The organism is Liquorilactobacillus sucicola DSM 21376 = JCM 15457 (assembly GCF_000612445.1).
Classification (GTDB): Bacteria; Bacillota; Bacilli; order Lactobacillales; family Lactobacillaceae; genus Liquorilactobacillus; species Liquorilactobacillus sucicola.
The window spans coordinates 1-26,639 of record NZ_BALC01000003.1 but is presented as its reverse complement, the minus strand read 5'-3'; the positions used below and the strand labels follow the sequence as shown (position 1 = coordinate 26,639).

The window sequence follows — 26,639 nt, the reverse complement described above, 5'->3', positions numbered from 1 at the left end:
GCTAAAATCTATGTTGTAATCACTGCTTCCTTACTTCTCATATTAGTGAGGATCTCGTTGAGCAAGTTTAAATGTATTCGACAAGGAGAGAACCAATGAACCAATCTATTTTTTATTCAAAAATTGAATTACCCAATATAAAGTTAAAAAAAATGCTGTCCTTGATGACCGAATGGCAAACTGCCTTCATTTTTCAGGCACCTTCAAATAATACGATCCGTTTGGCCTATGGAGCAGTTGCAGAATACTATTTTGATAGGAGTAAGAATCAATTTGACGCACTAAAAGAATGGCAGTCAAGTTTAAAAAAACGTTTAACCAATAGCGAGAAGGCAGAGGCTGAGCATCTCGCTCTAGTAGGCAGCTTCTCTTTTGATCCAAATTCCGCTGGAAAAGACGTTTTTTGGGGCAAACTGGGACAAGGATATTTTTTCCTACCCAAGTATACTGTCATTAAATCTGGCAATAACACCGAGCTGATTACCTGTAGTCTTGACTCCACAACATTAAAAAAAGAAAGCCGTTTATTTGCAAAAAAACTCCAAGCTGTTTCGGGGCATCCCTTGTCTTTGACATCCCATGAGACACTTATGCAAAATGATACAGCACTAGCCCAATGGACAGCTGCAGTATCTGCCACTACTGCACAAATAAAGCGGCAGCAACTGGACAAAGTTGTTTTGGCACGTTCACTTGAAGCAAATTTCAGTGACACAATTAATTCTCTTGCTGTCTGGCGAAAACTAACCCTGACGCAACCACAGACCTACCATATTTTACTAAAGACCGTTAACGGTTCGTTTATCAGCTCAACTCCTGAGAGGTTTGGTAAATTCAAGGAAAATCAATTTCAAACAGCAGCTGTCGCAGGAACTATTAAGCGCGGACGTAATCGAAAAGAAGATGACTATTTGGGGAACAAACTTCTACAGGACCACAAAAATCTGCAAGAACAAAAATATGTTGTAGAAACGATCAAAACCATCCTCCAAAAGCATAATCTAACTGTCAGATGTTCGAAAAGACCGCAATTACTTAAAAATCCTAATGTCCAACATCTTTACACTCCCATCATGGCTGACGGGCATTTTGAATTATTCAAAGTATTGCGCGACCTACATCCTACCCCAGCGCTAGGAGGATTACCAAGGGAAAAAGCTCTTAGGCAAATAGCACAGGTCGAGCCAGGAACACGTGGGCTCTTTGGAAGTCCACTGGGATATCTTCAATTTGATAATGCCGGTGAACTAGCCGTCGGCATCCGTTCTGCCTTGCTGACCGGAAAAACCGCACATTTATTTGCCGGAGCAGGTATCGTTTCAGAATCAGATCCACAAAATGAAGCAGCTGAAACTCAGTTGAAATTCCAGCCATTACTGCGTGTTTTAGGAGATCAAAATGACGAATACACAAACATTAACTAACCAAATAACAACTATTTTAAACGCTCTATTACTTCAGGGCATTCAGACTGCTGTCCTGGCACCCGGTTCACGTTCCACACCATTAGCTCTAGGATTGGCACAGTTGGCACGTGAGAATAAACTCAAGCTGTACGTTGACATCGATGAACGATCGGCCGCTTTTTTTGCTTTGGGCATCGCAAAAACGACCGCTCGCCCTGTATTGCTTTTATGTACGTCGGGAACCGCAGCTGCGAATTTTTACCCCGCTATTTGTGAGGCCAATTCATCACATATTCCTTTGATTGTGCTGACAACTGATCGCCCGCCAGAATTGACCAAAATTGGTGCACCGCAAGCACTGGATCAGGATCATTTCTATGGGCAGCAAGTCAAGCAATTTTGGCAACTTCCGCTCGCTTCAGATGATCCCGCCGAATGCCACTATACCAATTTCATTGTTCAAAGAAGTGTCATTCAGGCTACCAGTTTGCCTTGCGGACCTGTTCACTTAAACCTGCCCTTGCGCAAACCATTAATGCCACGGCTCCCCTTCTCGTTTGCAACTAATAACATACCGCAGAAAATTGATCGTTTAACAAGTAAAAGTAGTCTTACCAGTGCTGATTTTACTGCGCTGACCACAAAAATTGCAGGCAAACGCGGCCTTATTATTGCTGGGCCCAGCGAAATAGACATGCCCGCTAATTCTCTGTTGCGTTGGGCTGAAAATGCAGGTTGGCCAATTCTTGCTGATCCATTGAGTCAATTGCGTGGATACGACTCAAACTGTATTATCTCGGCCTATGATATTCTGCTGAAAACCAAGCACTCAATTCTAAAAATGCTCAAACCCGAGATCATTATTCGCTTTGGAGGAACTTTTGTTTCAGCAAGTCTTGCCTCTTGGCTGAAAGAACTCAGAGTACCAACCTACTACCTTGACCCAAACTGCGAATTAAATGATTATACTGAAACTACCACAAAACTTTTACCGCTTTCCGAAGCTGATTTTTTTGAAAACTGCCCTGCTCCTGTTGCGCAACCAAGTTGGCTCAGCCAATGGAGCAAAGCTCAAGAGATTATTAAAAGAAGTTGGGATAGCACAAGCCCCCAAAAGGTCGTGTCCGAAGCCCTGCTGCCACATCTGCTGGAGCGAGCACTCGCACCTAACACTCACTTGTTCATCAGCAACTCCATGCCGATTCGTGATATTGACAGTTACTATCTACCACAGACCAAGTTCTGTTACCTGTACTGTAATCGTGGTGCAAATGGAATAGATGGTGTTATTTCAAGCGCTCTAGGAATGAGCAGTCAATTTCAAAATAACGTCTTATTAATTGGGGATCTGGCCTTTTTTCATGATATGAATGGGTTGATGATGGCATACCGTTATGCCTTGCAGTTGCGCATTATTGTAATTAACAATAACGGCGGTGGTATTTTTTCATTTCTTCCGCAAGTTGGCAGCACTGACTTCGAAACAGTCTTTGGAACACCGCAAAACCTGTCCATAAAACAGACAGCACTTCTTTATCACGCTGAATATACCAGAATTCAAAATAGTGCTGATTTTGTAAAAAAGCTCCAACACTCCCCTCATGGACTAGAAATTATCGAGGTTATTACCGATCGTGCTGCCAATGTTGAACAGCATCAGAACACAGTTCAGCAAATCAAGCAAAAACTATCTGAGGAGTTTTATTAATGGAGATTGTCCTTAATCATGAGAAATACTATTTTACATCTGCACCTACCACTGACAACTCACACGCACAATGGCTGTTACTTCATGGTTTTATGGGTAGTCACCATGATTTTGATCGAATTGTTCCTTATTTGAATGGACCTATTCTGCTTCCTGACCTGCTCGGACATGGAAAGAGCTTGACTAAGTCTTCTTATGAGCGTTTTTCTATTGAATACCAAATAAGTGATTTAGCTACTTTGATAAAACAAAAAATGGCACCTCCAGTCAATCTTTGGGGGTATTCAATGGGCGGCCGCTTAGCACTTGGGTTGGCATTAAAGCATCCCGAACTTATAAAACACTTGGTCTTAGAAAGCAGCACAGCTGGCCTCATGACTTTAACTGAACGTTTGAAGCGGCGCAGACATGACCAGCGATTGGCGCAAGTATTGTTGCAAGACGGACTACCCGCTTTTGTTTCATTTTGGTCAGAACTCGCTCTTTTTTCTTCACAAAAACGACTGCCGCAAAAACAAAGAAAATTTATTCAACAGCAGCGTCTAGAACAGGATAGCGTTTGCCTAGCTAACAGCTTACTTGGAATGGGTACAGGTAAAATGCCAAATTACTGGCCACAGCTTAAAAAATTAAAACTACCAGTTACTCTGTTGGCAGGAGAACTTGATCCCAAATATACTAAGATAACAGCACAAATGCAGAAACTGCTGCCACAAGGACAACGTTATCTCATTCATGCAGCAGGTCATAATGTCCATCTTGAACAACCGCGCACCGTAGCTGAAATTGTTGAATTGGAGGGAATCTAGTTGAAGATAAGCACTGCCAAAATACTGCCTTACAATCTAAAACTAAAAAAATCTTTTCGCTCTGCACACGAAACTATTAATCTACGTCCAGTAACAATCATTGCACTCGGCTCAGATGATGGGGCTTGGGGTTATGGCGAACTTGAAGCTTTCACACAACCTAATTATACTTCTGAGACTCAAGCGACCGCACGCCTGATCATCTGTGAACACTTACTCCCACTGTTGAAGAAACAAGAGCTGTGTGCTCCAGAAGATGTCACAAGAGCTTTTATATCTGTTCAAGGGAATCAAATGGCAAAGGCGGCACTTGAAACAGCAGTTTGGGATTTATTTGCTAAGCGCGAGCAAAAAAGTTTGGCTCAACTTCTTGCTGAACATTCTCATCTGCCTAGTCGACAGTGCATCCCTGTCGGTATCAGTCTTGGTGCACAGACTCAGCCTAAAAAAATGATTGCTGCCATCACTCAAGCTGCCGCAATGGGATACAAGCGAATTAAGCTCAAAGTTACAAGCATTTCTGAAGTAAAGTCTTTTTGCAGTATACGCAGGTATTTTCCTGAATTGAAATTCATGCTGGATGCTAATTCAAGCTTTTCTTTGCAAAATACTACTCAACTCAGGAAACTTGAAGAAGCAGACATCGTCATGCTGGAACAACCACTTGCCGTGACAGACTTTGTCGAACACGCTGTACTACAGAAACAACTACATGTTCCTCTCTGTCTCGATGAAAACATCTTTTCACTAAATGATGTGCGAACCGCTTACCAACTTGGAAGCGCACAAGCCATTAATCTTAAGCTTTCTCGTGTTGGCGGCCTTGCTAATGCCCTTAAAATTATTCGTTATTGCAAGGCACATCATCTGCTTGTATGGTGTGGCGGAATGTTTGAAGGAGGAATCGGGCGGGCAACCAATCTTGCCTTGGCCAGTCTTTCACCCCTAACTTTTCCAGGCGATATTTCCGCATCTGACCGTTACTATCAAACAGACATTATCACCGAAGACTTCCATCTAAAAAACGGCACACTATCTTTACCACACGCCAGTGGAATCGGAGTAACCTTGAAGGAAAGTATCCGCCAGCAACTATCGAAACAACCTAATATTTTAAAAAGGGACCTTTAAAACCAACTGGTTCAAATTTATTATTTTAATTTTGGGCATTGAAAGAGGTTTCTGGTATAATTACGGTAGTGCAGGTGCACATTACCTAGACTTACATTTTATGTTTTATTGAACGAAAAACCATATGGTGTATAATGATGTAGAAAGATGTTTTTTTTAAGATCGTTAGAAACAACTAAGGAGCTAATTAATATGACAACACCAATTAAAATTGTGACAGATTCATCTGTTCAACTTACACCTGAAGAAGTGAAAAAAAATGATATCCATATTGTTCCCCTATCTGTAGAAATTGAGGGTAAGAACTATGTTGACGGGGAAGATATCACCCGTCAAGAATTAATCGACAATTTACGCGCCGGCAAATATCCTAAGACCAGCCAGCCGCCATTAGGAAAATTTGTCGAACTCTATGACAAGTTAGGCGCAGACGGCAGTGAAGTGTTAGTTATTACTATTTCTGACGTCCTTAGCGGAACATTCAATACTGCTCAATCGGCCGCTGAGATGTCAAAGGCCAAAGTTACGGTTATCAACAGCAAGTCAACTGACCGTGGGCTTGCATTCCAAGTTTTAGGCGCTGCTGCCGATATTGCAGCTGGTAAAACTATCGCTGAAATCAAACAGCATTGTGCCGATATCTACAAACGGACCCGTATCAATGTTTTGATAGATAACTTGGACTGCCTTGTGAAGGGTGGAAGAATCAGTCGCTTTGCTGGTGCTGTAACTAAGCTGATTAACCTTAAAGTTATCGTTCAACTTAACAATAAAAGTCTTGATGTCATTGTCAAAGGCCGCAGCCGCAAAACGTTTTTGAAGTTCTGCCAACAGGTGGCCGCAGCTCATCAAAACAACAAAATCCTTGACTTGTCACTTTCACATGTTGGAGTCGATAATGAGTTCCTTGATCGTTTAAAAGATATTATTCTACCAACCGAGAGCAAAGCCAATTATCTAGCTCGTTTGACAAGCCCTATCATTATGACGCACACGGGCTTGAACGCTGTCGGCATAATTACTCTTTCCGAAAAACCTGAACCACAAGAAGCTTAATTCATTTATGGTGAGTTGCTATTTGCGAAAATGACTTCAAAAAAAGATAAATAGAAAAACTAAATCCGATTTTATACAAAAAATGGATCAAAATTTAATTTTTGACCCGTTTTTTTATATAAGCATGTTCTATATGGCAAACTTCTCTGTCTAACTTAGAATTACTCATCGCAAAAAGCGCTATGTTCGTAATCTGACTTCAGTACTCAAATATTATCGATTTATGTTCACACCCCCTTGTTTTATCTTATATTATAGTCGGTTTAAGAATGAAATATTTACCATAGAGCCTTGGTTATGCTCTTTAATTACAGTTGAAGCTCAAAACCTGCCAGCTATTCGCATATCCACGTTTTTGAGTTTGCATTTTACTGAGCATAATAATTGCACTTAATTACTTTAATATTTAAAATAACTAAATGTAAGCGATTATTCTAAATAAACATTAGGAGGGATTTTATGGTAAAATGGCTGCGCCAATCACTTAGCGGAAGAGTAGTAACAACAATTATCCGTGTATATCTCGGCTATCTGTGGCTAACATCTGGAATTGAGAAGTTACATGGTTTCACCGCACAGAAATTCATTGAAAATGGGATTAAGAATCCGGTACTAGGTGTTGATGGAAAGCCTGTTTATGGTTGGTATACAGAGATTTTAAGGAACTTTGTTATGCCGAACGTAAATTTGTTTGATTTTCTTGTTGTTTGGGGCGAAATCTTTATTGGTATCGGCTTGATTTTAGGTGCTTTTGCAACAACTGCGACTTTTTTTGCCCTATTAATGAACTTCAGCTACCTGCTTGCAGGCTCTATTTCAGTGAATCCGCAATATATCTTTTTAGAGTTTATCATCCTTGTCGCTGGATTCAATGCTTCCAAACTGGGATTAGACTATTTTATTATTCCTTTTCTACGCAGAAAAATACCTTTTCTGGAAAAAACAGTTGGTCAGTAACTGAATATTTTTAAGCCACAACATAATACTTAAAGGTCTGTTAAAAAGTCTGTTCTCAGAGCAGACATCGCAGACCTTTTTGGTGCAACAAAAAAACCATCTATCAGGGCTTCAGACTTGAACTGAGTTCTTGATAGTTGGTTTAGTTACTTTTTATGAATTAGTCAATAACAACCTTAGTTCCATATGGAATATTTTCATACATCCATTTGGAGTCAGCAACTGTCAGATGCACACATCCATGCGATGAAGGCCGTTTACCCAAAGCAGCGGCATCTGATTTGATAAAATTCTTCTGCTCATCTGTTGGGGTAGAATGAAAGAGAAACTCACCATGGTTCTTCCACGAAACCCAATAATACGCGCCTTCATTTTCAGACTGGCTATAGAAATAATCACCACGCTCACCCTGAATATGATAAACACCTCTAGGAGTAGCAGTCTTTCCAGGTTTACCTGTGGAAGCATACATCGTATAAAGCCGTCTACCTTTATCTATTAGATAAACGCGCTGCTTCTCAAGCGACACATGTATCCACAAATCCGGATGTGCAGATATTTGCGGGTATGCCTTTTTCATTGAGGGCGCCCGCCAGTCAATATTCCGCTGTTTTTTCGCTTTTTTAACTGTTGCTGTCTTTTTCTTTTCAACTGCCGTTGCCTCTATAGTTTCCTTATGATGCTGCTGCTTAACGAATTGCAGGTTTTTACCAGCAAAAAACAGCAACATTATAATAACACTGCCCGAAATCAAGTACCGCCATCTATTACTCAGCCTCATCTTTATCGCCTCCCCGTTTTGCAGCCCATTGTTTTAAATGTTTATTCATCAACGTAAGAGCTACGCAAGGAACTTTTAGTTCACACAATTACATCTAATAGCTACGATAATTATTATCACACAGCTGCTACGATCTAATAATAGCTTCACTGCGAGCTAAGTTCAAGCTAACTGCAATGAATTGCAACTACTTAAGGTTTCTTATTCTTATAGGGTTTTTTCCAACCGATCATACAAAGAATTACAAGCCCCAACAAGACAATTCCTACGACGAGCAGATTTCGTTCAGCCAGCTGTGTGCTTCCCACAAAAACACTCAAGATAATAGTTATGCCTACACTCAGCAGCATCGTAATCCACTGAAGTTTACTGAAAGCCGTACCGTACTTTTCTTCACGTTTTGTTACCAGTGGTAAAATACCTCCTAAGCCGATCAAAACAGCAATCGCAACAATATTAATAACCAGTTCATGCCACCATAGTGCACTGAATTCGGTAACATCTTGGGGGGCGATGCCAAAAACTGTTGCGAGTGCAGTCACTGCCAAAGCCCAAAAACCAACCCACCACGCCAGTTTATTATTCTTAATAAAAACATACTGGGATGGATATCGTTTGGGATCCTTGCGAACACGCATAAAAGCATAAAAGATCCAGCAGGTGACACCTGGAGAAATAATGCCATTCAAATTAAGCAGCCAATTAAAAACATCATTCATCTCAGGCAAGAAAACACCCAGAAATAGAATGAACCCAGACAAAAAGCACGTCAGCAGGTAACCGTTGATTGGCAGTCCAGCTTGATTGGTTTTGCGCAGAAAGCGTGGCATATATTTTTGACCTGTATCTGCGACTAACATTCGTGTCATAGCATCTAATAGAACTGCTAATAAAGCTGCTAGGTAAATAACTTCTGTCCAAGCGAATAGATACATGAATAAATTGCCAACATGATACTGCTGTCCAAGCGCTTGAAAGGCGTAATAGGATCCGTTCATTTTGAGATCATACGGCAAATGATGTGCATCAAAGAAAATCCCCAGTGAGAATGATCCAAAAATTGTTAAAAAAGCCGTCATCACAACTAACATCAGCATTGATTTAGGAAATTCTCGGCGCGGATTTTTCATTTTAGTCACAAATGGCGCAATGAGTTCACACCCGTTAACAGCATAAATCAGCAACCCAACTGTTGTTAAGTATTTTAAATCAAATTTAGGCACAATAGCCCCAAGATTCATTGGCTGCGTTGCAATATGCCCACCCATACCTAAGGAGGAAAGCGCATGATAACAAACAAAACAGTCATTCCAAACATAGCAACTCCGCCAATCGAACTCAGTAGTTCCAAGGAACGTTTAAATCGTGACTGAATCGCAATGAAAACAACAAATACTAATAAAGTCCACAAAGCAAATTGGCCATTCGACATCGTGTCTTGAAATTTTCCACTGCCTTTAATTGCCCAGCCTAAACCAACAACAACCGAGTTAGCAGTATCGACCACATAGGGAATTGATGCGGCCCAATAAGTCCACGCCGTGAAATAGCCTAGGAATTCACCATTTGTTCCCCTGATCCACGAGCTTAGACCGCCACCTTCCTTATTAAAAATCGATCCTAACTGACCAACCATTAATGAATATGGAATCACATACAAAAAGAGCATTAAAACCCATGATGTAATAACACCCATACCCTGATTCTTAAAATTATAAATTATATCATCAAAACCAATAACTGTAACAAAAGCCATCATGCCAACACTGGCCAGCTAATATAATGCCTGTTATTTTCTAAATTATCCATTTTTTCTCTTCCTTGCTTAGAAAGCAATTCTCAAATCAAGTTACACCGCTCTATCATCTACTTTGAATATCCTTTAAGTAATCGTGTGCGCAAGGCAGTATCTGCTGCATAGATATACATTCCCAAACGAGCTCTCGTTAAGAGAACGTCTATCGAATTTAAAATCAGTCGCTCTTTTAACACAAATGCGTTCTTTTTCTTAGCTAAACCGTTAAAAGCTGCCTGATCTTGATAGGCCTCAGGGCATATTTTAAGACAGTCGCGCACAGCATCATACCGCACACTAGGGCCAAGGATAACACCTGCATAATTAAGGTCAAATCCTTGAATAGTGTAAACAGACCCTACTTCAGCTATTGAGTCCTTCCGTTCAGCCCACGGCAATGGTGCTTGTGGCTGGTTCCTATCCCAACGTAATTTAAAATCACCAGTGTTCACATAATAATCCTGTCCGTCCAACCGGTATGGAAAATCATAAGTTGCCAGCATACGACTTAAGCCGACTGTACTATTTTTTTGTTTAATCAGCTCATACATTTCTTGTGCATCATTCATAATCCTAAAGTCAAACTTCTGGGGTGCGGGTGGTGCAGAAATACGTTTTTCAACAAGCTCTTTAATCCAATCTTTGACATCTTCCCCAGCTTTAACCCGAAATTGCTCTGTCAGATGGTAGTATTGGACATTTTTTGCAGCAACAAGTCGCTTGAGCTTATCATTGCTCCAATAGCTTTTGCCCTTTAAAACCTGTTTTTCATCAAAAACCAAGATAACGATCTTGCTAAGCTTTATGATTTCCTGCAACTGATTCTCTTGTTTGAAATGATTATAAGGATCCCGCTTTGTCAATAGCAAATGAGCTTCGTCAATTAGAACTATATCCGACTCACTTTGCTCCTTCTGGGAACGATTAATAAAAGTTGTTGGCCTTTCAAAATTCTTCTTTAATAACCCGGGACATACTGCTGCAATATTTCTATAAAGCTTCAGCATCTCAGGATGATTTACCAAAAGATAGTTATTAGTTTTGTATAGAAGTGATGCCTTATCCTTAGCGAGTTTTTGAAGTGTCCCAAAAATGGAAGTCAAGACTACGCTCTTACCTGTTCCAGCATCTCCAGAAATAACAAAAACCCCTCGCTTTTGTTCAGCGAGAAGCTTTTTACAAAAGCGGAGCAGCCGTTTTTCTAAATCTTGTTGTTCAATTGTCAGATTCACCGCTAATAATTTATTAAGTGCCTCGTTAGTTGACTTGTTCATAATTTCCACCCGTGACTCTCATTAAATGATCTTGCTGCCAAACTTAACTCTTTTTGAAACATTTCTTCATAAATTCTTCATAAATTAGCATTAGACTGTACCTGTAACATGATATTTAACCAACTTCATTTACTCCCCCTAACAAAGTAAATGAACATCCTTTTATCGTTAGTTACTAACGAATTCCCTTCTCCGCTTGGCATAATTGCCTAGGCGGAGTTTTTTATTTATATTGCTCCATCAAGCATTAATGTTTTTTCTGTATAGTTTAATGTATAACTTAGGGAAGAATATAGCCAAAAAGAAAGCAATTTTATACTTATTTTTCAACCACGGATTAAGTTCTATATCATAATTCAAACCGTTTTTTCTTAAAATGGAAATCTGCTTTCTTGGCTCCCAGCCATTATCATACTTTATATGATGATGAATAACATGCAGAATAGTCCGTGCAACAAATACCTGAAAAAACCTATTATCAAATGTTCCTTTTTCTTGAATTCGACTTTTAACTTTTTCCATATAACTCAACGATAGAATATCGATGTCGGAATTATAGCACGTAGTCGTTGTATCACTATGTTTAAATAGCACATACAAAGGCTCATGAATAAACCCAATATCCTGCGGTTTTATTTTCAGTAGGTAATCCAATACAAACAAACTATCTTCGAAGAAATTACCGTTTTCCATTCGTTGGTCATCTAAGATGTCGCGTCTGAACATCTTATTCCACAACCCAACATCCATTTCCTTATTTCGTGTAAGATATGCTGCTATCATCCTATCTTGCTCTGTAGTATTTTCTAAAACAGATTCAACTTCAAGAGCAGCATGCGCTTTAAACTGCTTTTTAATGCCACAAACCACAAGCTTTTTATGTATTATTTCTCTGTGCATTTTTTCAATCATCCCTGGGAGCATAATGTCATCACTGTCCATGAACATGATATACTTACCCTTAGAATGGTATAATCCCTTGTTTCTTGCAGCAGATTGTTTTAAATTAGCCTGCACAAACAGTTTTATACTAGGAAACCTTTTCTGCATATCCTTAATAATAGCTACTGTATTATCTGTCGAGCCATCGTCAACAATTATCAATTCCGTTGAGAGTGATGTTTTTTGATTCTGAACCGACATGATAGCATCGCAGATATACTTAGCTGAATTGTATGCAGGCATTATAATACTTACTTCAAGTGACATTTACACACCCCTACACCATAATAGCCATTAACTTTTTGAAATATATATTTACAAATAGCACATTTTAATTTCGATAAACTAACTTATCTTCCTTAAAGTAATCAATATTCGAAAACGTCGCCAAAAAAAGTAAATTAAATGATAACTCCCACAAATGTTGATCAATAATCGAGCTTAGGACTACCAATATCAATCCTATTTCTAAAGCAAAACAATTTTTCAGCATAAATCTGTGAGATAAGAAAATTATAATTCCCATTGTTATTATAAACATAACAACACCATACATCATTAAAACTCGAATGAATGAAGAATCAATAAAGAAATAATTAATTACCTTTTTGTCGGTACCTCCACTGCCATTCTGATAAACAATTTGCCCCAAAATAGGAACGTTGTACCATTTAAATGCCAAATGCTCGAAGTATAACCGACCAGAAAGCAGTTTATTCAGAAATTCAAATACTGGATTTTTTTCAGTGTAGAAATAAGCTGCCAAAATCCCCCCTGCTGTAAGTAAGAGCATCAGCGCAGTAATTACTTTATTACCCATCCAAAGCATAACTTTGACACAGTACTTATAAGTTGCAACCACCAAAATAAGCAATACCATCAAAAGTACCGAAAGTCTAGTATCTGTAACTACATATGCTCCCACCGCCAACAAAACACATCCGACATAATCAAAGATATTAAATTTGAACTTTTTGAGAAAAGCATACGCCAGCATTAAATAAAAAATACGCGCGGCTAAATCAGTGGGATAAATTGTGCCTAAAGCGTAGCGCACAACTTCACTATTTGTCCGACCATATGATAAATTCGGAATTATTCCCACTAATGCGGAAATAATTGTTATTGCTAGATAAAGCGAAATAGTTATTACAAAAGCTTTAACTACCTTTTTCAGGTTTACGTTAACTGCCCCAATCACGAAAATATATGAGTAATATAAACCAAATCCAGCAGCACGACCACTTATGTAATACACTAAAGCACACGACAAAACAGCCGGCAGAAATATTTTCCAGCTCAATCTATCAATAATAAGTAGTTTGAAGAATAATAACACTACCGAAATTTGTGTTAAAATATTTAAAAATCCAGCCAAGTGGAAACGCATAAACATTGTGCCCCACATAAAATTTGCAGTAACACACATAATAAAAGCCAATATATAAATATTGTCATTAATATTGGGCATCTTTCTGAACAAATATTTATTTAACCTGTCAAATCTATTTGTTATCTGCAAGCTCAACTCTCTCATCTTATCCTCCTGATCTTCTATCCCTAAGTAGTTGTTTTACCCTGTCTAAAATAGTTGGTTTCAAAAGCAATAGCAGTCCTAAGTAAAGTAATATTCCTAAAGTGACTTCTAAAATTAACGACATAAAATTGAATCTAATCATCGTGCTAATTTTAAAAACTGCTATAAACATAATTAACCCTGCCAATAGGTACTTGGGAACATTCACTGCAAGTCGCTTCAGCTCGACTTGCTTTCTGATTTTCCAAAGTTGATAAATTGTAACTGCTAACTCTGAAAGTACAGTAGCAGCAACCGCCCCGCTCAGACCCCAAAAATAGATAAAGGGAACGTTGCAGATAATATTTACTACCGCTCCTAGAATAACAGAACTTGAATAGCTCTTTATCTGATTCGTTGGCAACAAATATTGCTGTCCAACAACATTACTCCAACCAATAAAAGTTATCACAGCTGCCTCTAAAATCATCGCAGATCCGACTGGTGTAAATTGCTTTCCGTAAAACCAAGGGGCAAAATTCAATGCGATTGCGGCCAGACCAAAGGTTAGCGGCACAACTAAACACGAAACAAAATCGAATGAGTCATATAAATAACGGTTCACCCGCTCACGCTCTCCTCTATGAAAAGCATTGGCCACATGTGGAAGCATAACCGTGCCTGTTGCCGTGGCTAAAGATAAAACCAGCTTTACTATATTATCCGCTTTTTCATAAAAACCAGAATAATCCGCCCCGATCATGATCCCCAGCATCGACTTGTTCAAAACTAGGTATACCTGAATGGCTATTTGAGGTATAAACAACGATAGTGCTGGATAAAAATGTTGAAAAATATTAAGCTTACTCCATTTAACAGATGTCAGCGTTTTTCTTAAGTATGGCCACAGAGTTGCATTACCCAGCAAAGTCGAACCACCCAATATCAAAATATAAATACCTGTATCATTAGGTGTTTTTACAAACGTAAAAATTAGAATAATCGAAAAAACCTTAACAAAGGTATTTCGCAAAACTGTTTTCTTGAAGTCTTCAATTCCCATATAGAGCCAGGAAATGTCTATCCCAGCTGCTAAAATATACAAAGACTGGATTAGCATGTATGTATGATATCTATGCATAAACATTAAAGATATCAAAAACACAGCATATGAGACAGTGATAGTCAGTGTTTTCAGGATCTGTATCTCCCAAAAAGTTGCCGTCATTTTTTCTCTATCGTCCCGAACAAACGCAATCTCACGGTTCCCGTACAAGCTTATCCCAATGCTCCCAAATAAGACAAAGTACTGAATAAGTGAATTTGTATAGGAATTGATCCCTACACCACTCTTACCTAAAACTCGAGTTATATATGGACTAGTTATAAGAGGCAGTATCATTGCCAGCACCTGATAACCTGCATTGTAAAAATAGTTTCGAAAAACTTTCATTATCTATTCTCCAAATTCAATTTTAACGGTGTTCAGAGCAGCTGCTATAACCTGATCCATATTATAGTATCTATATTGACCTAAACGTCCTCCAAAAATAACTTTTTCTGCTTCCTTATCTGCTAATTCCTTATAACTCTTGTATAAAGCGTTGTTTTTCGAATTATTCACAGGATAATATGGTTCATCGCCGTGTTTCCATTCTTTAGGATACTCGTGCGTAATAACCGTCTTCCCTTTACCACCCTTACCAAAATCAAAGTGTTTGTGCTCAATTATTCTCGTATAAGGCGTTTTTGAGTCCGTATAATTAACAACTGCATTACCTTGAAAGTTATCAACATCGATTTCCTTCGTTTCAAAACGTAGACTGCGGTATTCCAGTTCGCCTAGGCAATAATCAAAATACTGATCGATCATTCCGGTGAAAACAACTCTGTCATAGTCTTTAAGGTACTTGTCTTTATCAGCAAAAAAGTCTACACTAGTTGAAACCGAAATCAAGTCGTTGTCCAACATCTTTTCAACAATTTGTGTGTAGCCTCCCATTGGAATTCCTTGGTAACTATCATTAAAGTAATTGTTGTCATAGGTAAACCTTACTGGTAGTCTTCTAATAATAAAAGCTGGCAATTCTTTGGCAGAACGACCCCATTGCTTTTCTGTGTAACCCTTTATCAGCTTTTCATAAATATCAGTTCCAACTAAAGAGATAGCCTGTTCTTCAAGGTTTTCTGGTCTTTTACCATGTAACACAGATTTTTGCTCTTCAATTTTGCTCTTTGCTTGCTCCGGTGTTACCACACCCCATAATTTATTGAAAGTGTTCATGTTAAAAGGGAGATTATAAATCTCACCGTTAAAATTAGCTACTGGACTATTCGTATACCGATTAAACTCAGCAAATTGATTTACGTAATTCCAAACCGTTTTATTAGATGTATGAAAAATGTGTGCACCGTATTGGTGAACTTGAATTCCGTCTACTTCTTTTGTATAGATGTTGCCGGCAACATGATCACGTTTTTCAATAACTTTAACTTCATGTCCACGCTTTGCTGCTTCGTATGCAAAAGTTGCCCCAAACAGACCCGCTCCCACTACTAAATACTTTGCCATCAAACATTCCTCCACTTTCAATTCAAATCCTTAGACCCAAAACCTTTTTTAGCACAGTTAAATGAGAATTTTCTTCTAAAATGTATGACATAACTATTCTTTTAACCAGTTATCCATTTCATGACAGTGAAATCACTCTAACCCGCTATTTAATAAAAGACTTGAAGTTTCCAACAAAAATTTTTGCTTCTGTAAGAATATTCATCCGCCCTGTAGTTCCAACAATAAAGTTATTTATATTACACATTTGTCCTATAGTTGCTTTCTTGTATTTTAACACTTAAAAATGATTATTTGAGAGCAAAGCCACATTTACGTGCCAAAAAACTAAAGATTTTCTTCCCCCAGTGCTGTTTTCCAATAAACATCACCGGTTTCTCAGTATAATTGATTTTGTTCTTATCAACCCAAACATCAAGCAATATTTCACTAATGAAACCAAATATTCGTTTCTCGTACTCTGAATAAGTCGAAATATCAACTCTTTTTTCAACTTCAGGCAAAATTTCAAATAACCATTCGGTGTAATTGTCGAAAATGTCCCCACGAGCAATTAACATGTTGAACATATGCACTGCTTTACGCTCTACAACCTCATCAAAAATAGGAACATATTCAGGATAAAGCTCCTGCAACACATCTCGCGTTACATTTAGTCCTTCTATATGATGTGCGTGTTCATAATGAGACCACGATGTCTCAATATAGTAATTTCTCTTATGGGGCAAAATCATCTCATACTTTTCCATGCAGGCCTGTAGTGTATGCACATTCATTACATCGTTCAACTTTTCAGCTGATGTTTTGAAGAAATTCTTTTTTCCATTTGAGAAATAGCGCCTATAATGTACCAACCCCTTAATATCGGCACGTCGATTTTTCCACGCCCAGTATTGTGCAGTCAATTCACAATAGTTAGGGTTTTTTCCAGAGATATTATCGCCTGTATCATCTCTTAAAAAACCTTCAAAAGTTTGTTTGCTCTTTCCCACTTGTACAGGAACATAGATTTTATCCTTAGGCATCTCTACCTTTTTATGACTGACTATGTATATTTCAGCTTTCAACTATATCCCACTTTCATAAATAATTGAAGAAAAGATTCAATAAGCACCTTCTCCTCTGAAGATACTAACAATATTCTTAAACAAAATTTTCAAATCAAATAAAAAAGATGCGTGGTCAACATAGTAAAGCTCATATTGACACCTCTCAGGATACTCAATATTGCTTCTACCAGATGCTTGCCAATAGCCCATTGCTCCAGGTGTTACAGATAAGAATTTATCAACGTCTTCCCCATACTCTTTAAGTTCTTCTTCGATAATGGGACGCGGGCCTATCAGAGTCATTTCTCCCTTAAAGATGTTAATAAATTGTGGCAGTTCGTCAATTGAGGACTTTCTTAAGAATCTGCCCAACTTGGTGATCCGCGGATCCAACTCACTAGGTAACTTATAGCTATTTTTCAGATACAAGTCATACAATTTTTTATTTGCTTTGAGTTTAGCATCTGCACCTACGACCATCGATCTAAATTTATATATCTTGAACTTCTTACCACACTTACCTACCCGTTCCTGCTTGTAAAACAAAGGCCCCTTGTTTGTGCCAAAGCGATAGACAATAAACATTATTATGAATATCGGAACCATCAGTATTAATGCGACTATCGATATAACAATGTCTATCAATCTCTTAATAAAAAGATAGACATTTCCTTGGCCTACTTTTTTAGCTTCACGAGCCATCATAATTCTCCTCTTCGAATATACACTTTTAAAACCCACACTAACCGGAGTGATCACGTCACTAACCCAATAGCATCGCGGCCAATTATTCAGTTATGCTAATGACCATTTAATAATAATTCACTTTGGTCTGCTGAAAAGCCATTGTCCACTGTTTTTCGTCCTGTTTAGACTGGCTTCAAGCATAACACAAATTATAATACGAAACATATTTTTTAGCAATTTTACCCTGTCTAGCGCTTTAAAATACAGCTTTGCCATTCTTGCAGAACCAAATCTAAGGCAAAAAGTCTTCAACCCTGCTACGCCTCTCCTTGCAATTGAATTTATAATTAACTTTAGTCTTGCTCGCCTATCATCATCTAAAAACTATATATTCTTTAATATTTTTTAAGATCTAGCCTTTGCTGTAGTCTTTTTTGAAAAATATTTCTTGTATTTTTTTAAAGTAAAGAAAATTGCTAAACTAAGCCATCCGATTCCCGCTATAAACAAGCCAACAAAATACAAACTACCTGGGGCATATCCTATCGTCACAACATGCTTCCCCTTAGCCAGTTCTAACTGAACCGTCGCTCTCTTACTTTTGGAGAAAGGAACTTTCTTATGATCAACGTAAACGTAAGTATGTGCGTAAGTCACCACAGGCAGATCAACCCTACTTTTATTATCCAGTTTTATATTGAATGTCAAATAATTAGGTGCGGCTGTAGGTTTGATCTTTATTTCCTTATTATTGATGACCACCATATTGTTTACAATCGACTCAGCATAATTGCTATTTGCTTGAGCCCTTTTAGGATAATAATCGGTCTCACCGTAAGCAACTGCGTATCCAAACTGATTTTGGTAATTCTCTTTGTTCAACTGTGTCGGTTGAGGTATTTTTTGAACTGGATTATTGGGATTAGCAGCTTCAACGCCATATTCTGATCGTATTTTTTAATCTTAGCTGTTGTACCAGAAACTGAGCCAAAATAACCTAGAAGCCCAACAGCTGCTAAGATTAGTGAAAAAACTACGAAAGCTGTTCTAGTATTCCAACTTTTACACGATCGGGCGAGTATGTGCGATGCGACAACGGCCAAGAAAAAAGCCGAGTAACTCAAGTATCGCCAAGGTAACTGCACTGTTGCTATAAAAGACTCAGAAAACATATCCCATGGAAAAACAGAAGTTGCTATTATCATTAGCACAATACCTAACCAGTAGGAGTACCGTTCAAGAGTACCCTTTATAGTCGCATGCCATCCCACTACTACAGTTGCTAAGAGAACGATGCCGATGCTAGTGCCAGATGTATTAGCAAATGAATCTTGGATTAAAGTAGTCCCATTGATTAGTATCCCTATTCCTTTATACGCCGAAAAAATATCATGACCTATAAAATCTGTCACAAAAGGGATGATGATTGGTAACGAAAGAAGTACCGTAAGCAAAGCACTAAAAGCCAACGCCTTTAATTGCAGGAAAGAAATCTTCTTAGCAATCAAAAGGATTCCAACCACAACAACGAGAAGCTCTACCATCAAAAGTACACTAAGAATATGGCTATAAACTAATAAGCTCATACCAATGCTTAAAATATACCATTTTTTGCTATCTCTCCATACTATCTCATAAAGTCCTAAAAAGACTAAGGGTATAAAAGTTGCCGCAATAAATTCACCAAACACAAAACCACCTAAGTATAAACGGTAGGGAGCTAACGCATAGATGAAGGCAAAACTAAGGCTACGCATTTTATTTTTAGAGTAACTTAGCATGCACAGGTAGCCAATCATGTACGTAAAAAAGGTAACTATCCCATACCAGATATAGAATGAAACTATCGGATTAAAATAAAATCTGAGGATCGCCCAAGGATAAAAAAACAGTGTCGGATAAAAGAGAAAAGAACCCACACCAGTATGTTGGAATGTTGTCGTTGCAATATATGTAAACAACTTTCCCTGTCGCAAATTATCATAAATCTGTTCAACCCGTGAAGCATGGAACGCCCAATCAGAAGTTGCCAAGATACGTTGTGTCTCTAAAAAGGGCACTATCATTATCACAGTGGCAACTAAAAAAATTAGCACAATAAAAATATTCTCTAGCTTACCCCTATGATCTTTTTTCTTCATTACATTCAATTCTGACATTACCGAACCCCTCCGTGAAGATTTATTATACCACCTTATGCAATATACAATTATCTAGTCTCAAATACACTAATTATAGTAATTGCTACAAAAAAAGCAAACAAATTTTTAAATACAAAATCTGTCTGCTTTAATTAAACCTAGCACTATCTGTTATGTGTAACAAAAGTTCCCTGCCGGTCAACATCAAGCGCCACCAACTTACCGGTCAACCCTGCTTCTCTTATTTCCTGTGAAAAAGCGGCGGCCTCTTGTCCTGGAATAATAGTCATAACGGTTGGACCTGCACCACTTAAATATGTCGCCATTGAATTGTGTTTGTGTCCAATTGACCGGATTTTCGTTAGATGGGGCACAAGTTTAAGCCGATATTTTTCGTGATAAAGATCCTCTTCCATCAAACACCCAGCTTGTTTTGTTCGCCCAGTCAATAAAGCAGCAACCAAGGCATTCCCAATACTTCCGGCACTCACAGCTTCCTTGAAAGGCAACCGTTGTGGAAGAACTTCCCGGCTTTCAGTTGTTAACAATTCCGTGTGCGGAATATATGCCATGAATTGCAATTCGGGAAAATGCCCCTTAATACTCGTGTTTTTTTGCTTTACAAAAGTTGAAACAACAAAATCACCCAGAATAGCCGGAGCTACATTATCAGGATGCCCTTCAAGCTCAGTAGCAAGCTGAATTTTTTCCTCATTCGTCAAATTCATTTTGCCAAGTTGATTAGCCATTTCAATACCTGCTACAATTGCTGATGAACTGCTACCTAATCCCCGCGCTAAAGGAATATCAGATTCAACTTTAAAGCAGTGTGCCGGGAGAGTCGGCAGAATTTTTAGAGCTGTTTTAACGATCATATTCGACTCATCATGGGGAATATCTGCCCCCATATCATGTTCAACGACCCATTCCTTTGTCCTGCCCTTAACCGTAATAGTCAGGTATAATGTAACTGCAATCCCTAATGAATCAAATCCCGGGCCTAAATTTGCACTTGTTGCGGGGACTCTAATTTGCATCTGCATTGCGGCTTCATCTCCATCATTAGTCTGGTAAAACTTTATAAGAAGCAATTACATCAATGCCTTCTAGCCCAGCAACTGCTCCAAGGATCTCCGTCAACTGAGCTTCAGACATTTTATGCGTTGTCATAACCACACGTGCATAATCATCATCGAGTTCTGTTTGCAGAATAAGATGAAAACTGGCTTTAACACTAGTCATAACTTCTGTGATCTTTAGCATTTGTCCCGGCCGATCCTTAACACGTAAAGAGATATAGTATGGATAAACAACTTCGGTTGCCAAAGCCTGTTTTCCTTCACGTGAGAAGTCGTTAAACCTGCTGCCTGTTGTCCCTAAAACAATGTCCTTGGTGACCGCAATAATATCGCTCAAGACACTATTAGCAGTGGGCAACTCTCCAGCTCCAGGACCGTAAAACATTGTTTCTCCAACTGCTGCACCTGTAACGAGTACTGCGTTATTCTCATTTTGAACAGCTGCTAAAGGTTGATCTTCAGGTATTAACACAGGGCCAACTGAAACTTTGATACGGTCATTGATAAGTTTTGCAATTCCTACCAGTTTAACATTGTAACCTAATTCTTTAGCTTGCTTAATGTCTTCCAGATCAACATTGCTGATCCCTTCAACCTCAATATCGTCGAGTGTTACATTCATCCCGAAAGCAAAACGTGTCAGAATAATCATCTTATAGGCCGCGTCAATGCCTTCAACATCGTTTGTCGGGTCTGGTTCAGCAAAGCCAAGTTCTTGTGCTGATTGCAACGCTTTTTGATACTCAACATGGTTCTGACTCATCTGAGTCATAATATAGTTAGTAGTCCCGTTGACAATTCCTTTGACTTCAACGATACGATCAGCTGCAAAGGAATTGACGATTGTCCTTAAAATCGGGATTCCACCCGCTACGCTAGCTTCATAGAACAGGTCACAGTTGTTCTTTCCCGCAAGTTCAGCAAGTTCGGATCCATAAGTTGCAATTAAATCCTTGTTAGCAGTAATAATATGTTTCCCCGCATTTAATAATCTTTCAATATACTCTTTAGCTGTTGTAACTGTCCCCATCACTTCAACAACGATTTGAATATCCTTATCATTTATCAAATCATCAATTTTATCTGTCACATTAATTCCTGCTAAGTCAACATTCCTTTTCTTAGCAAGATCATGAACAACGACTGTTTTTATAACTAATTTTCGTCCTGTGATGCTTGATATCTTATTCTGATGGTCACGTAAAATTCGAACCACACCACTGCCGACAGTTCCAAGACCCAAAACTCCAATATTAATGACTTGCATGTCGTATCCTCCAATTCTTCTGATGGAATCATTTTATCATATAAATCTAATTTTTAAATCAGTAAATGAAATTAGTTTAATTTTATTCCAGATAGGAGATCTAAATAAAAAACATCCATTATTCGATTCATACCTTAAATACAGCAATACATTTCAATAACCAACCTTTTACATTTAGGTACAGATTGCTATAGTCTACTCTGATCACATTTTGTCCCTTTACACAAAATCCCTAAAGTTTACCGACTACGGACCACCTTAAAAACATGCATCTGAATTGTTGATTAGCTGTTATCACTTCCACAATTATGTTATTCTTCTTGTAAAACATGCTATATTAATGAGAAAAACATTAAGAATTCAAGGAGGAAAAACTTTATGACTGTACTTTATAGGAGCACGCGTGACAAGAACGGACGAACAGTCACTGCGTCTCAAGCAATCCTGCAGGGCCTCAGTCCAGACGGAGGTTTGTATGTTCCTGCTTCCATCCCCAAATTCGAGTTGCCTTTGTCGGCTTTAGAAAAACTGTCTTATCGCGAGTTAGCCTACCATATCCTGCAGACTTTCTTCAGTGATTTCAGTGAAAAAGAATTAAGGGACTGCATTGATAATGCCTATGGATCTAATTTTGCATCACCCAAGATCGCCCCTATCACCTACCACGCGAAAAACGCCTACCTTGAATTATTCCATGGCCCAACGATCGCATTCAAGGATATTGCCTTGCAATTGCTGCCTCATCTGATGACAGCCGCGGCCCGTAAAAATGGTTTACAAAAAGAGATCGTAATCCTGACAGCAACTTCCGGTGATACTGGTAAGGCTGCTATGGCTGGTTTTGCAGATGTTCCTGGTACTAGGATAATTGTCTTTTATCCTAAAGACGGCGTCAGCCCTGTTCAAGAACGACAAATGCTGACACAGCAAGGAAAGAATACTTCTGTTGTCGGTGTGGCAGGTAACTTCGATGATGCTCAAACAAATGTTAAGAAAATATTCAACGACACCGAACTAAATGAAGAATTGGAACAAGCTGGTTTCCGCTTCTCATCCGCAAACTCTATCAACATTGGACGTCTTTTTCCTCAAGTTGTTTACTACTTTTACGCTTACGGTCAATTACTTAAAGCTGGAAAAATAAAGAAGGGAGATTCCATCAATTTTAGCGTCCCCACTGGTAATTTTGGCAATATACTTGCTGGGTATTTTGCTAAAAGAATGGGCTTGCCAATCAACAAACTTATCTGTGCTTCAAACCGCAATAATGTTTTAACTGACTTCTTTAATGAAGGGGTCTACGATAAAAACAGACCTTTCTATGTAACATCTTCTCCTTCAATGGACATCCTAGTTTCAAGCAACCTTGAAAGACTACTATTTTATATTAGCGGGGAAGATCCTGTCAAAACAAAATCTTTGATGGATGAATTAACAAGCACAGGCAAATATAGAATTGATGATTCTATGCATTCTAAATTAGCAGACTTCTATGCAGCCTATGCTACTGAGGAGCAGACTGGACAGGAAATTGCGGAAATTTTTACTGCGGATCAAACAGCTATCGATCCACATACAGCAGTTGCTGCCTATGTCGCAAAAGAATATCAAAAAAATACTGCGGATCCGCACCAAACGGTCGTTGTTGCAACAGCTAGTCCGTATAAGTTTCCCCAGTTTGTACTTACTGCGCTTCATGCAGAATACAGTTCTGGTTCGCCACTATCATTGGTTGATGCCCTTCACTCTAAAACTGGCACACCGCTGCCACAGACAATCAAGGACCTCGCCGTACTTCCACTCAAGCATCACCGTGAAGTTGCTCCAGCATTAATGAAGACAACTGTCGCAGAAATACTAGGTATCAAGCCCGAATAGATTGCACCTTAAAATATCAGTGGGTTGTCCTGAATACCTAATTAAGCATAGGTGCTCAACAAACTTAAAAAGCGAGGAGTTAGGTCAAATTTTTTTGACCCAGCTCCTTGCTTTTTAAGTTAAAATATACGAACTAACGTATTTCAATAATCAATCTTTTACGCTTAATCACAGATTAACCTAACCATAGTCAAATTAGACCGTGTTCGTAATCCACAGCTAATGTTCAAGGGCTAACAACACTTAGCACTCTCCCTCTTAGTGAATATACAATTTCATTTTCTATGGTATATTATTATAGTGTTTGTTAACTATACGAATTGATATCAAGCAACGCTAGTAATATAATGTACGCAGTTACAAGCAACGGATATACTATGATTTACGTTGTATTGATATTGGAAAGGTTTTAATTATTTTATGGAAAATTATATTTTATCGTGGCATGATAGTGCAAAAAATACTGGGGGAGTCAAAGCAAAAGATGATACCGATAAATTTTTAAAAAAGTTAGATTATAAAGTCATTGACACTCCCTATGGGAAAATTTCCAAAGTCCTATATATTTTTTTCATACTCCCACTAGTTCTTATTAAAATAAAGCCTGGAATAGTCTTTGTTCAATTTCCCTCTGGGACCCCTGTCATTATGAAAAAAATAATTACTAGTATAAAAAAGTATACTAATGCCAAACTTATTATGCTCGTACACGATGTTGAAGCACTCCGTCTCCACAGTGGATCTGGTCATGAACAGGAAACAAAAGCTGAACTTGAAAGGTTGAATTCTGCTGATGGACTAATCGTTCTTAATACGAAAATGAAAAAATGGCTTACCGATAAAGGCATTACTATCCCTATGGTCGATCTGCAGGTTTGGGATTATGACAATCTGCAACCTTTTCAAGAAAACCCTAAGTTTGATAACTCTATTTGTTTTGCAGGCAATTTAGGCAAATCAGTGTTTTTAAAAAATCTTAATTTAAGGCATAATTTAAGCATTTTTGGATCGAACCAACTTGAAAGCTATCCGGAAAATACAAAGTACGAAGGGGCATTCTCCCCTGATGAACTGCCAAAACACATCTGTCAAAACTGGGGACTCGTCTGGGATGGTCCCAAGATAGATACTTGTGATGGGGCTTATGGTAGCTACCTTCGCTACAATAATCCGCATAAGGTTTCGCTCTATTTAAGTACAGGAGTACCGGTAATTATTTGGAAAGACGCAGCCATTGCTGACTTTATCTCAAAGAATAACCTCGGTATCTTAGTGAGTGATCTATCTGAGTTAGACAATATTTTAGATAAGATAACTGAAGCGGAGTATGCTGAGTTCAAAAAAAATGCTGTATCCATCGGTCTAAAGATGCGAAATGGTTTTTTCCTGAATACAGCTCTAAACAACCTACTTAAAACAATATAATACTGTCGGAGGCTCTCATAATGAACAACTATGTTCTTTCAATATATGACAATAAAAAAAATGATGCTGGTCCCAAAGCGAAACAAGACATTGATAAATTTTTAACTGAAGAGAATTTTGAAATTATTAAATTAAAACTCTCTTTAACTACTTCCTTAGCTGGAAGATTGACGAAAATAAAATATTCACTTTTTGATATTCCGAATATTTTTCGCCGGCGCAAAATTGACACACTCGTCTTGCAATATCCATTTTATTCATTGTTCCTAATGAAAAAGTTAATTAATAATGCAAAAAAACATCCTGACACTAACTTGGTATTCATCATCCATGATGTTGAATCTCTCCGTCTTTTCAAAAACGATCCTGCTTATGTTGCATCCGAGATTAAACTTCTTAATGCAGCAGATGGCCTAGTTGTTCATAATCAAAAAATGCTCAGTTGGTTGAAACAAAATGGGGTTACCACCCAAATGGTTCCACTTGAAGTTTTTGACTATGACAACCCGCAGAACTTCCAAACAAGTTCTGACTACGAGAGAAGTGTATGTTTTGCAGGCAATCTCAAGAAATCTGAATTTCTAGAAAAAATGCACTCGCTGAATGAAATTGATATATATGGTCCTAACCCTGCAAAAAGCTATCCAGATGGATTAAACTACAAGGGATCATATTCCCCGGAGGAACTGCCTAAATACTTAACTCAAAATTTTGGCTTGGTTTGGGATGGCACTGAGTTATCCCAGTGTAATAGTGTTTTTGGTGAATACATGAAATTCAACAACCCGCACAAAGTTTCTCTTTATCTAAGTTCTGGAATCCCTGTTATTATATGGGACAAAGCAGCCTTAGCTGACTTTATTGTTTCGAATGGCGTCGGGATAGCAATAAGTAATTTAAACGATCTAGACGATATTTTAAAAAATGTTTCTCCTGATGAATATAAGAAAATGCGTCAGAAAACTATTTCGATAGGTAAAAAAATGCGCAATGGTCATTACATCAAAAAAGCAATAAGTGCTTTTGATTAAGTTATTGAACTGAGAATGCTACTCATGGAACACACCTATGCGGAATAGAAGAAGAGCTAGGTCAATTAAATTTAACTTAGCTACTTGTTTAAATTTAAAATTAATACGTTATTTAATTAATTACTTTAAATAGTT

General features: G+C 38.2%; 21 protein-coding genes and 1 pseudogene. 9 read left to right on the top strand and 13 right to left on the bottom strand.

The annotated features are described in order from the left end of the window. The first annotated feature begins 95 nt into the window (after positions 1-95). From JCM15457_RS05540 to JCM15457_RS05515, 6 genes are all read left to right on the top strand, one after another. Positions 96-1,424, top strand: a complete 1,329-nt coding sequence (locus JCM15457_RS05540) for an isochorismate synthase (protein ID WP_051993309.1) — start codon at positions 96-98, stop codon at positions 1,422-1,424. Then, the gene (menD, locus tag JCM15457_RS05535) at positions 1,399-3,114 is read left to right on the top strand and encodes a 2-succinyl-5-enolpyruvyl-6-hydroxy-3-cyclohexene-1-carboxylic-acid synthase (protein ID WP_034988374.1); all 1,716 of its coding nucleotides are present in this window, start codon (positions 1,399-1,401) and stop codon (positions 3,112-3,114) included. The genes JCM15457_RS05540 and menD overlap by 26 nt, the downstream gene beginning before the upstream one ends. After that, positions 3,114-3,923, top strand: coding sequence for a 2-succinyl-6-hydroxy-2,4-cyclohexadiene-1-carboxylate synthase (menH, locus tag JCM15457_RS05530; protein WP_051993308.1), 810 nt, complete (start codon positions 3,114-3,116; stop codon positions 3,921-3,923). The genes menD and menH overlap by 1 nt, the downstream gene beginning before the upstream one ends. Then, positions 3,924-5,054 carry an o-succinylbenzoate synthase gene (gene menC / locus JCM15457_RS05525; RefSeq protein WP_051993307.1) on the top strand — a complete coding sequence of 377 codons (1,131 nt, stop codon included), beginning with the start codon at positions 3,924-3,926 and terminating at the stop codon, positions 5,052-5,054. Between the two features lie 192 nt (positions 5,055-5,246). Next, on the top strand, positions 5,247-6,110 hold the full coding sequence (locus JCM15457_RS05520; RefSeq protein ID WP_034988373.1) for a DegV family protein: 864 nt from the start codon (positions 5,247-5,249) through the stop codon (positions 6,108-6,110). Between the two features lie 459 nt (positions 6,111-6,569). Continuing rightward, positions 6,570-7,067, top strand: coding sequence for a DoxX family membrane protein (locus tag JCM15457_RS05515; RefSeq protein WP_034988372.1), 498 nt, complete (start codon positions 6,570-6,572; stop codon positions 7,065-7,067). 160 nt (positions 7,068-7,227) lie between these two features. Here JCM15457_RS05515 and JCM15457_RS05510 read toward each other — a convergent pair whose 3' ends face one another. The 13 genes and pseudogenes from JCM15457_RS05510 to JCM15457_RS05450 all read right to left on the bottom strand — a co-directional run bounded on the left by JCM15457_RS05510 (position 7,228) and on the right by JCM15457_RS05450 (position 22,170). Next, a complete protein-coding gene (locus tag JCM15457_RS05510) occupies positions 7,228-7,842 on the bottom strand; it encodes a L,D-transpeptidase (RefSeq protein ID WP_420836007.1) in 615 nt (204 codons plus the stop codon). 197 nt (positions 7,843-8,039) lie between these two features. Then, positions 8,040-9,657, bottom strand: a pseudogene (locus JCM15457_RS05505) (APC family permease). A gap of 57 nt (positions 9,658-9,714) precedes the next feature. Continuing rightward, complete coding sequence (locus JCM15457_RS05500) at positions 9,715-10,917, bottom strand: DUF2075 domain-containing protein (protein ID WP_034988370.1); 1,203 nt, start codon at positions 10,915-10,917, stop codon at positions 9,715-9,717. A gap of 240 nt (positions 10,918-11,157) precedes the next feature. Next, complete coding sequence (locus JCM15457_RS05495; RefSeq protein WP_034988369.1) at positions 11,158-12,126, bottom strand: glycosyltransferase family 2 protein; 969 nt, start codon at positions 12,124-12,126, stop codon at positions 11,158-11,160. Between the two features lie 64 nt (positions 12,127-12,190). Continuing rightward, positions 12,191-13,396, bottom strand: a complete 1,206-nt coding sequence (locus JCM15457_RS05490) for a hypothetical protein (protein WP_034988368.1) — start codon at positions 13,394-13,396, stop codon at positions 12,191-12,193. A 1-nt stretch (position 13,397) separates the two neighbouring features. Then, positions 13,398-14,828, bottom strand: coding sequence for a flippase (locus tag JCM15457_RS05485; RefSeq protein ID WP_034988367.1), 1,431 nt, complete (start codon positions 14,826-14,828; stop codon positions 13,398-13,400). Between the two features lie 3 nt (positions 14,829-14,831). Further along, positions 14,832-15,947, bottom strand: coding sequence for a UDP-galactopyranose mutase (gene glf, locus JCM15457_RS05480; RefSeq protein WP_034988366.1), 1,116 nt, complete (start codon positions 15,945-15,947; stop codon positions 14,832-14,834). A 290-nt stretch (positions 15,948-16,237) separates the two neighbouring features. Then, a complete protein-coding gene (locus tag JCM15457_RS05475) occupies positions 16,238-17,014 on the bottom strand; it encodes a DUF4422 domain-containing protein (RefSeq protein WP_081778199.1) in 777 nt (258 codons plus the stop codon). A 36-nt stretch (positions 17,015-17,050) separates the two neighbouring features. Beyond that, positions 17,051-17,698, bottom strand: a complete 648-nt coding sequence (locus JCM15457_RS05470; protein WP_034988757.1) for a sugar transferase — start codon at positions 17,696-17,698, stop codon at positions 17,051-17,053. A gap of 390 nt (positions 17,699-18,088) precedes the next feature. Further along, positions 18,089-18,565: a hypothetical protein gene (locus tag JCM15457_RS05465; protein WP_034988365.1), complete on the bottom strand. Its 477-nt coding sequence runs from the start codon at positions 18,563-18,565 to the stop codon at positions 18,089-18,091. Continuing rightward, on the bottom strand, positions 18,562-19,842 hold the full coding sequence (locus tag JCM15457_RS05460) for a putative glycosyltransferase family protein (protein WP_051993306.1): 1,281 nt from the start codon (positions 19,840-19,842) through the stop codon (positions 18,562-18,564). Before JCM15457_RS05460 ends, JCM15457_RS05465 begins: the two co-directional genes overlap by 4 nt. A 146-nt stretch (positions 19,843-19,988) precedes the next feature. Further along, complete coding sequence (gene thrB, locus JCM15457_RS05455; RefSeq protein WP_034988752.1) at positions 19,989-20,867, bottom strand: homoserine kinase; 879 nt, start codon at positions 20,865-20,867, stop codon at positions 19,989-19,991. Positions 20,868-20,886: 19 nt separating this feature from the next. Beyond that, positions 20,887-22,170 carry a homoserine dehydrogenase gene (locus JCM15457_RS05450; RefSeq protein ID WP_034988364.1) on the bottom strand — a complete coding sequence of 428 codons (1,284 nt, stop codon included), beginning with the start codon at positions 22,168-22,170 and terminating at the stop codon, positions 20,887-20,889. 378 nt (positions 22,171-22,548) lie between these two features. Between JCM15457_RS05450 and thrC the strand changes: the two genes are divergently transcribed. The 3 genes from thrC to JCM15457_RS05435 all read left to right on the top strand — a co-directional run bounded on the left by thrC (position 22,549) and on the right by JCM15457_RS05435 (position 26,504). Further along, positions 22,549-24,048, top strand: coding sequence for a threonine synthase (thrC, locus tag JCM15457_RS05445; RefSeq protein ID WP_034988363.1), 1,500 nt, complete (start codon positions 22,549-22,551; stop codon positions 24,046-24,048). Positions 24,049-24,468: 420 nt separating this feature from the next. Beyond that, a complete protein-coding gene (locus JCM15457_RS05440; RefSeq protein WP_034988362.1) occupies positions 24,469-25,473 on the top strand; it encodes a glycosyltransferase in 1,005 nt (334 codons plus the stop codon). A 20-nt stretch (positions 25,474-25,493) separates the two neighbouring features. Next, the gene (locus tag JCM15457_RS05435) at positions 25,494-26,504 is read left to right on the top strand and encodes a glycosyltransferase (RefSeq protein WP_034988361.1); all 1,011 of its coding nucleotides are present in this window, start codon (positions 25,494-25,496) and stop codon (positions 26,502-26,504) included. Positions 26,505-26,639: the final 135 nt, after the last annotated feature.

Coding starts and splice junctions, on each gene's coding strand:
- JCM15457_RS05540 (WP_051993309.1), top strand. CDS start 96: ATGAACCAATCTATTTTTTATTCAAAAATTGAATTACCCAATATAAAG.
- menD (WP_034988374.1), top strand. CDS start 1,399: ATGACGAATACACAAACATTAACTAACCAAATAACAACTATTTTAAAC.
- menH (WP_051993308.1), top strand. CDS start 3,114: ATGGAGATTGTCCTTAATCATGAGAAATACTATTTTACATCTGCACCT.
- JCM15457_RS05520 (WP_034988373.1), top strand. CDS start 5,247: ATGACAACACCAATTAAAATTGTGACAGATTCATCTGTTCAACTTACA.
- JCM15457_RS05515 (WP_034988372.1), top strand. CDS start 6,570: ATGGTAAAATGGCTGCGCCAATCACTTAGCGGAAGAGTAGTAACAACA.
- JCM15457_RS05500 (WP_034988370.1), bottom strand. CDS start 10,917: ATGAACAAGTCAACTAACGAGGCACTTAATAAATTATTAGCGGTGAAT.
- JCM15457_RS05495 (WP_034988369.1), bottom strand. CDS start 12,126: ATGTCACTTGAAGTAAGTATTATAATGCCTGCATACAATTCAGCTAAG.
- JCM15457_RS05490 (WP_034988368.1), bottom strand. CDS start 13,396: ATGAGAGAGTTGAGCTTGCAGATAACAAATAGATTTGACAGGTTAAAT.
- JCM15457_RS05485 (WP_034988367.1), bottom strand. CDS start 14,828: ATGAAAGTTTTTCGAAACTATTTTTACAATGCAGGTTATCAGGTGCTG.
- glf (WP_034988366.1), bottom strand. CDS start 15,947: ATGGCAAAGTATTTAGTAGTGGGAGCGGGTCTGTTTGGGGCAACTTTT.
- JCM15457_RS05470 (WP_034988757.1), bottom strand. CDS start 17,698: ATGGCTCGTGAAGCTAAAAAAGTAGGCCAAGGAAATGTCTATCTTTTT.
- JCM15457_RS05460 (WP_051993306.1), bottom strand. CDS start 19,842: ATGTCAGAATTGAATGTAATGAAGAAAAAAGATCATAGGGGTAAGCTA.
- thrB (WP_034988752.1), bottom strand. CDS start 20,867: ATGCAGATGCAAATTAGAGTCCCCGCAACAAGTGCAAATTTAGGCCCG.
- JCM15457_RS05450 (WP_034988364.1), bottom strand. CDS start 22,170: ATGCAAGTCATTAATATTGGAGTTTTGGGTCTTGGAACTGTCGGCAGT.
- thrC (WP_034988363.1), top strand. CDS start 22,549: ATGACTGTACTTTATAGGAGCACGCGTGACAAGAACGGACGAACAGTC.
- JCM15457_RS05440 (WP_034988362.1), top strand. CDS start 24,469: ATGGAAAATTATATTTTATCGTGGCATGATAGTGCAAAAAATACTGGG.
- JCM15457_RS05435 (WP_034988361.1), top strand. CDS start 25,494: ATGAACAACTATGTTCTTTCAATATATGACAATAAAAAAAATGATGCT.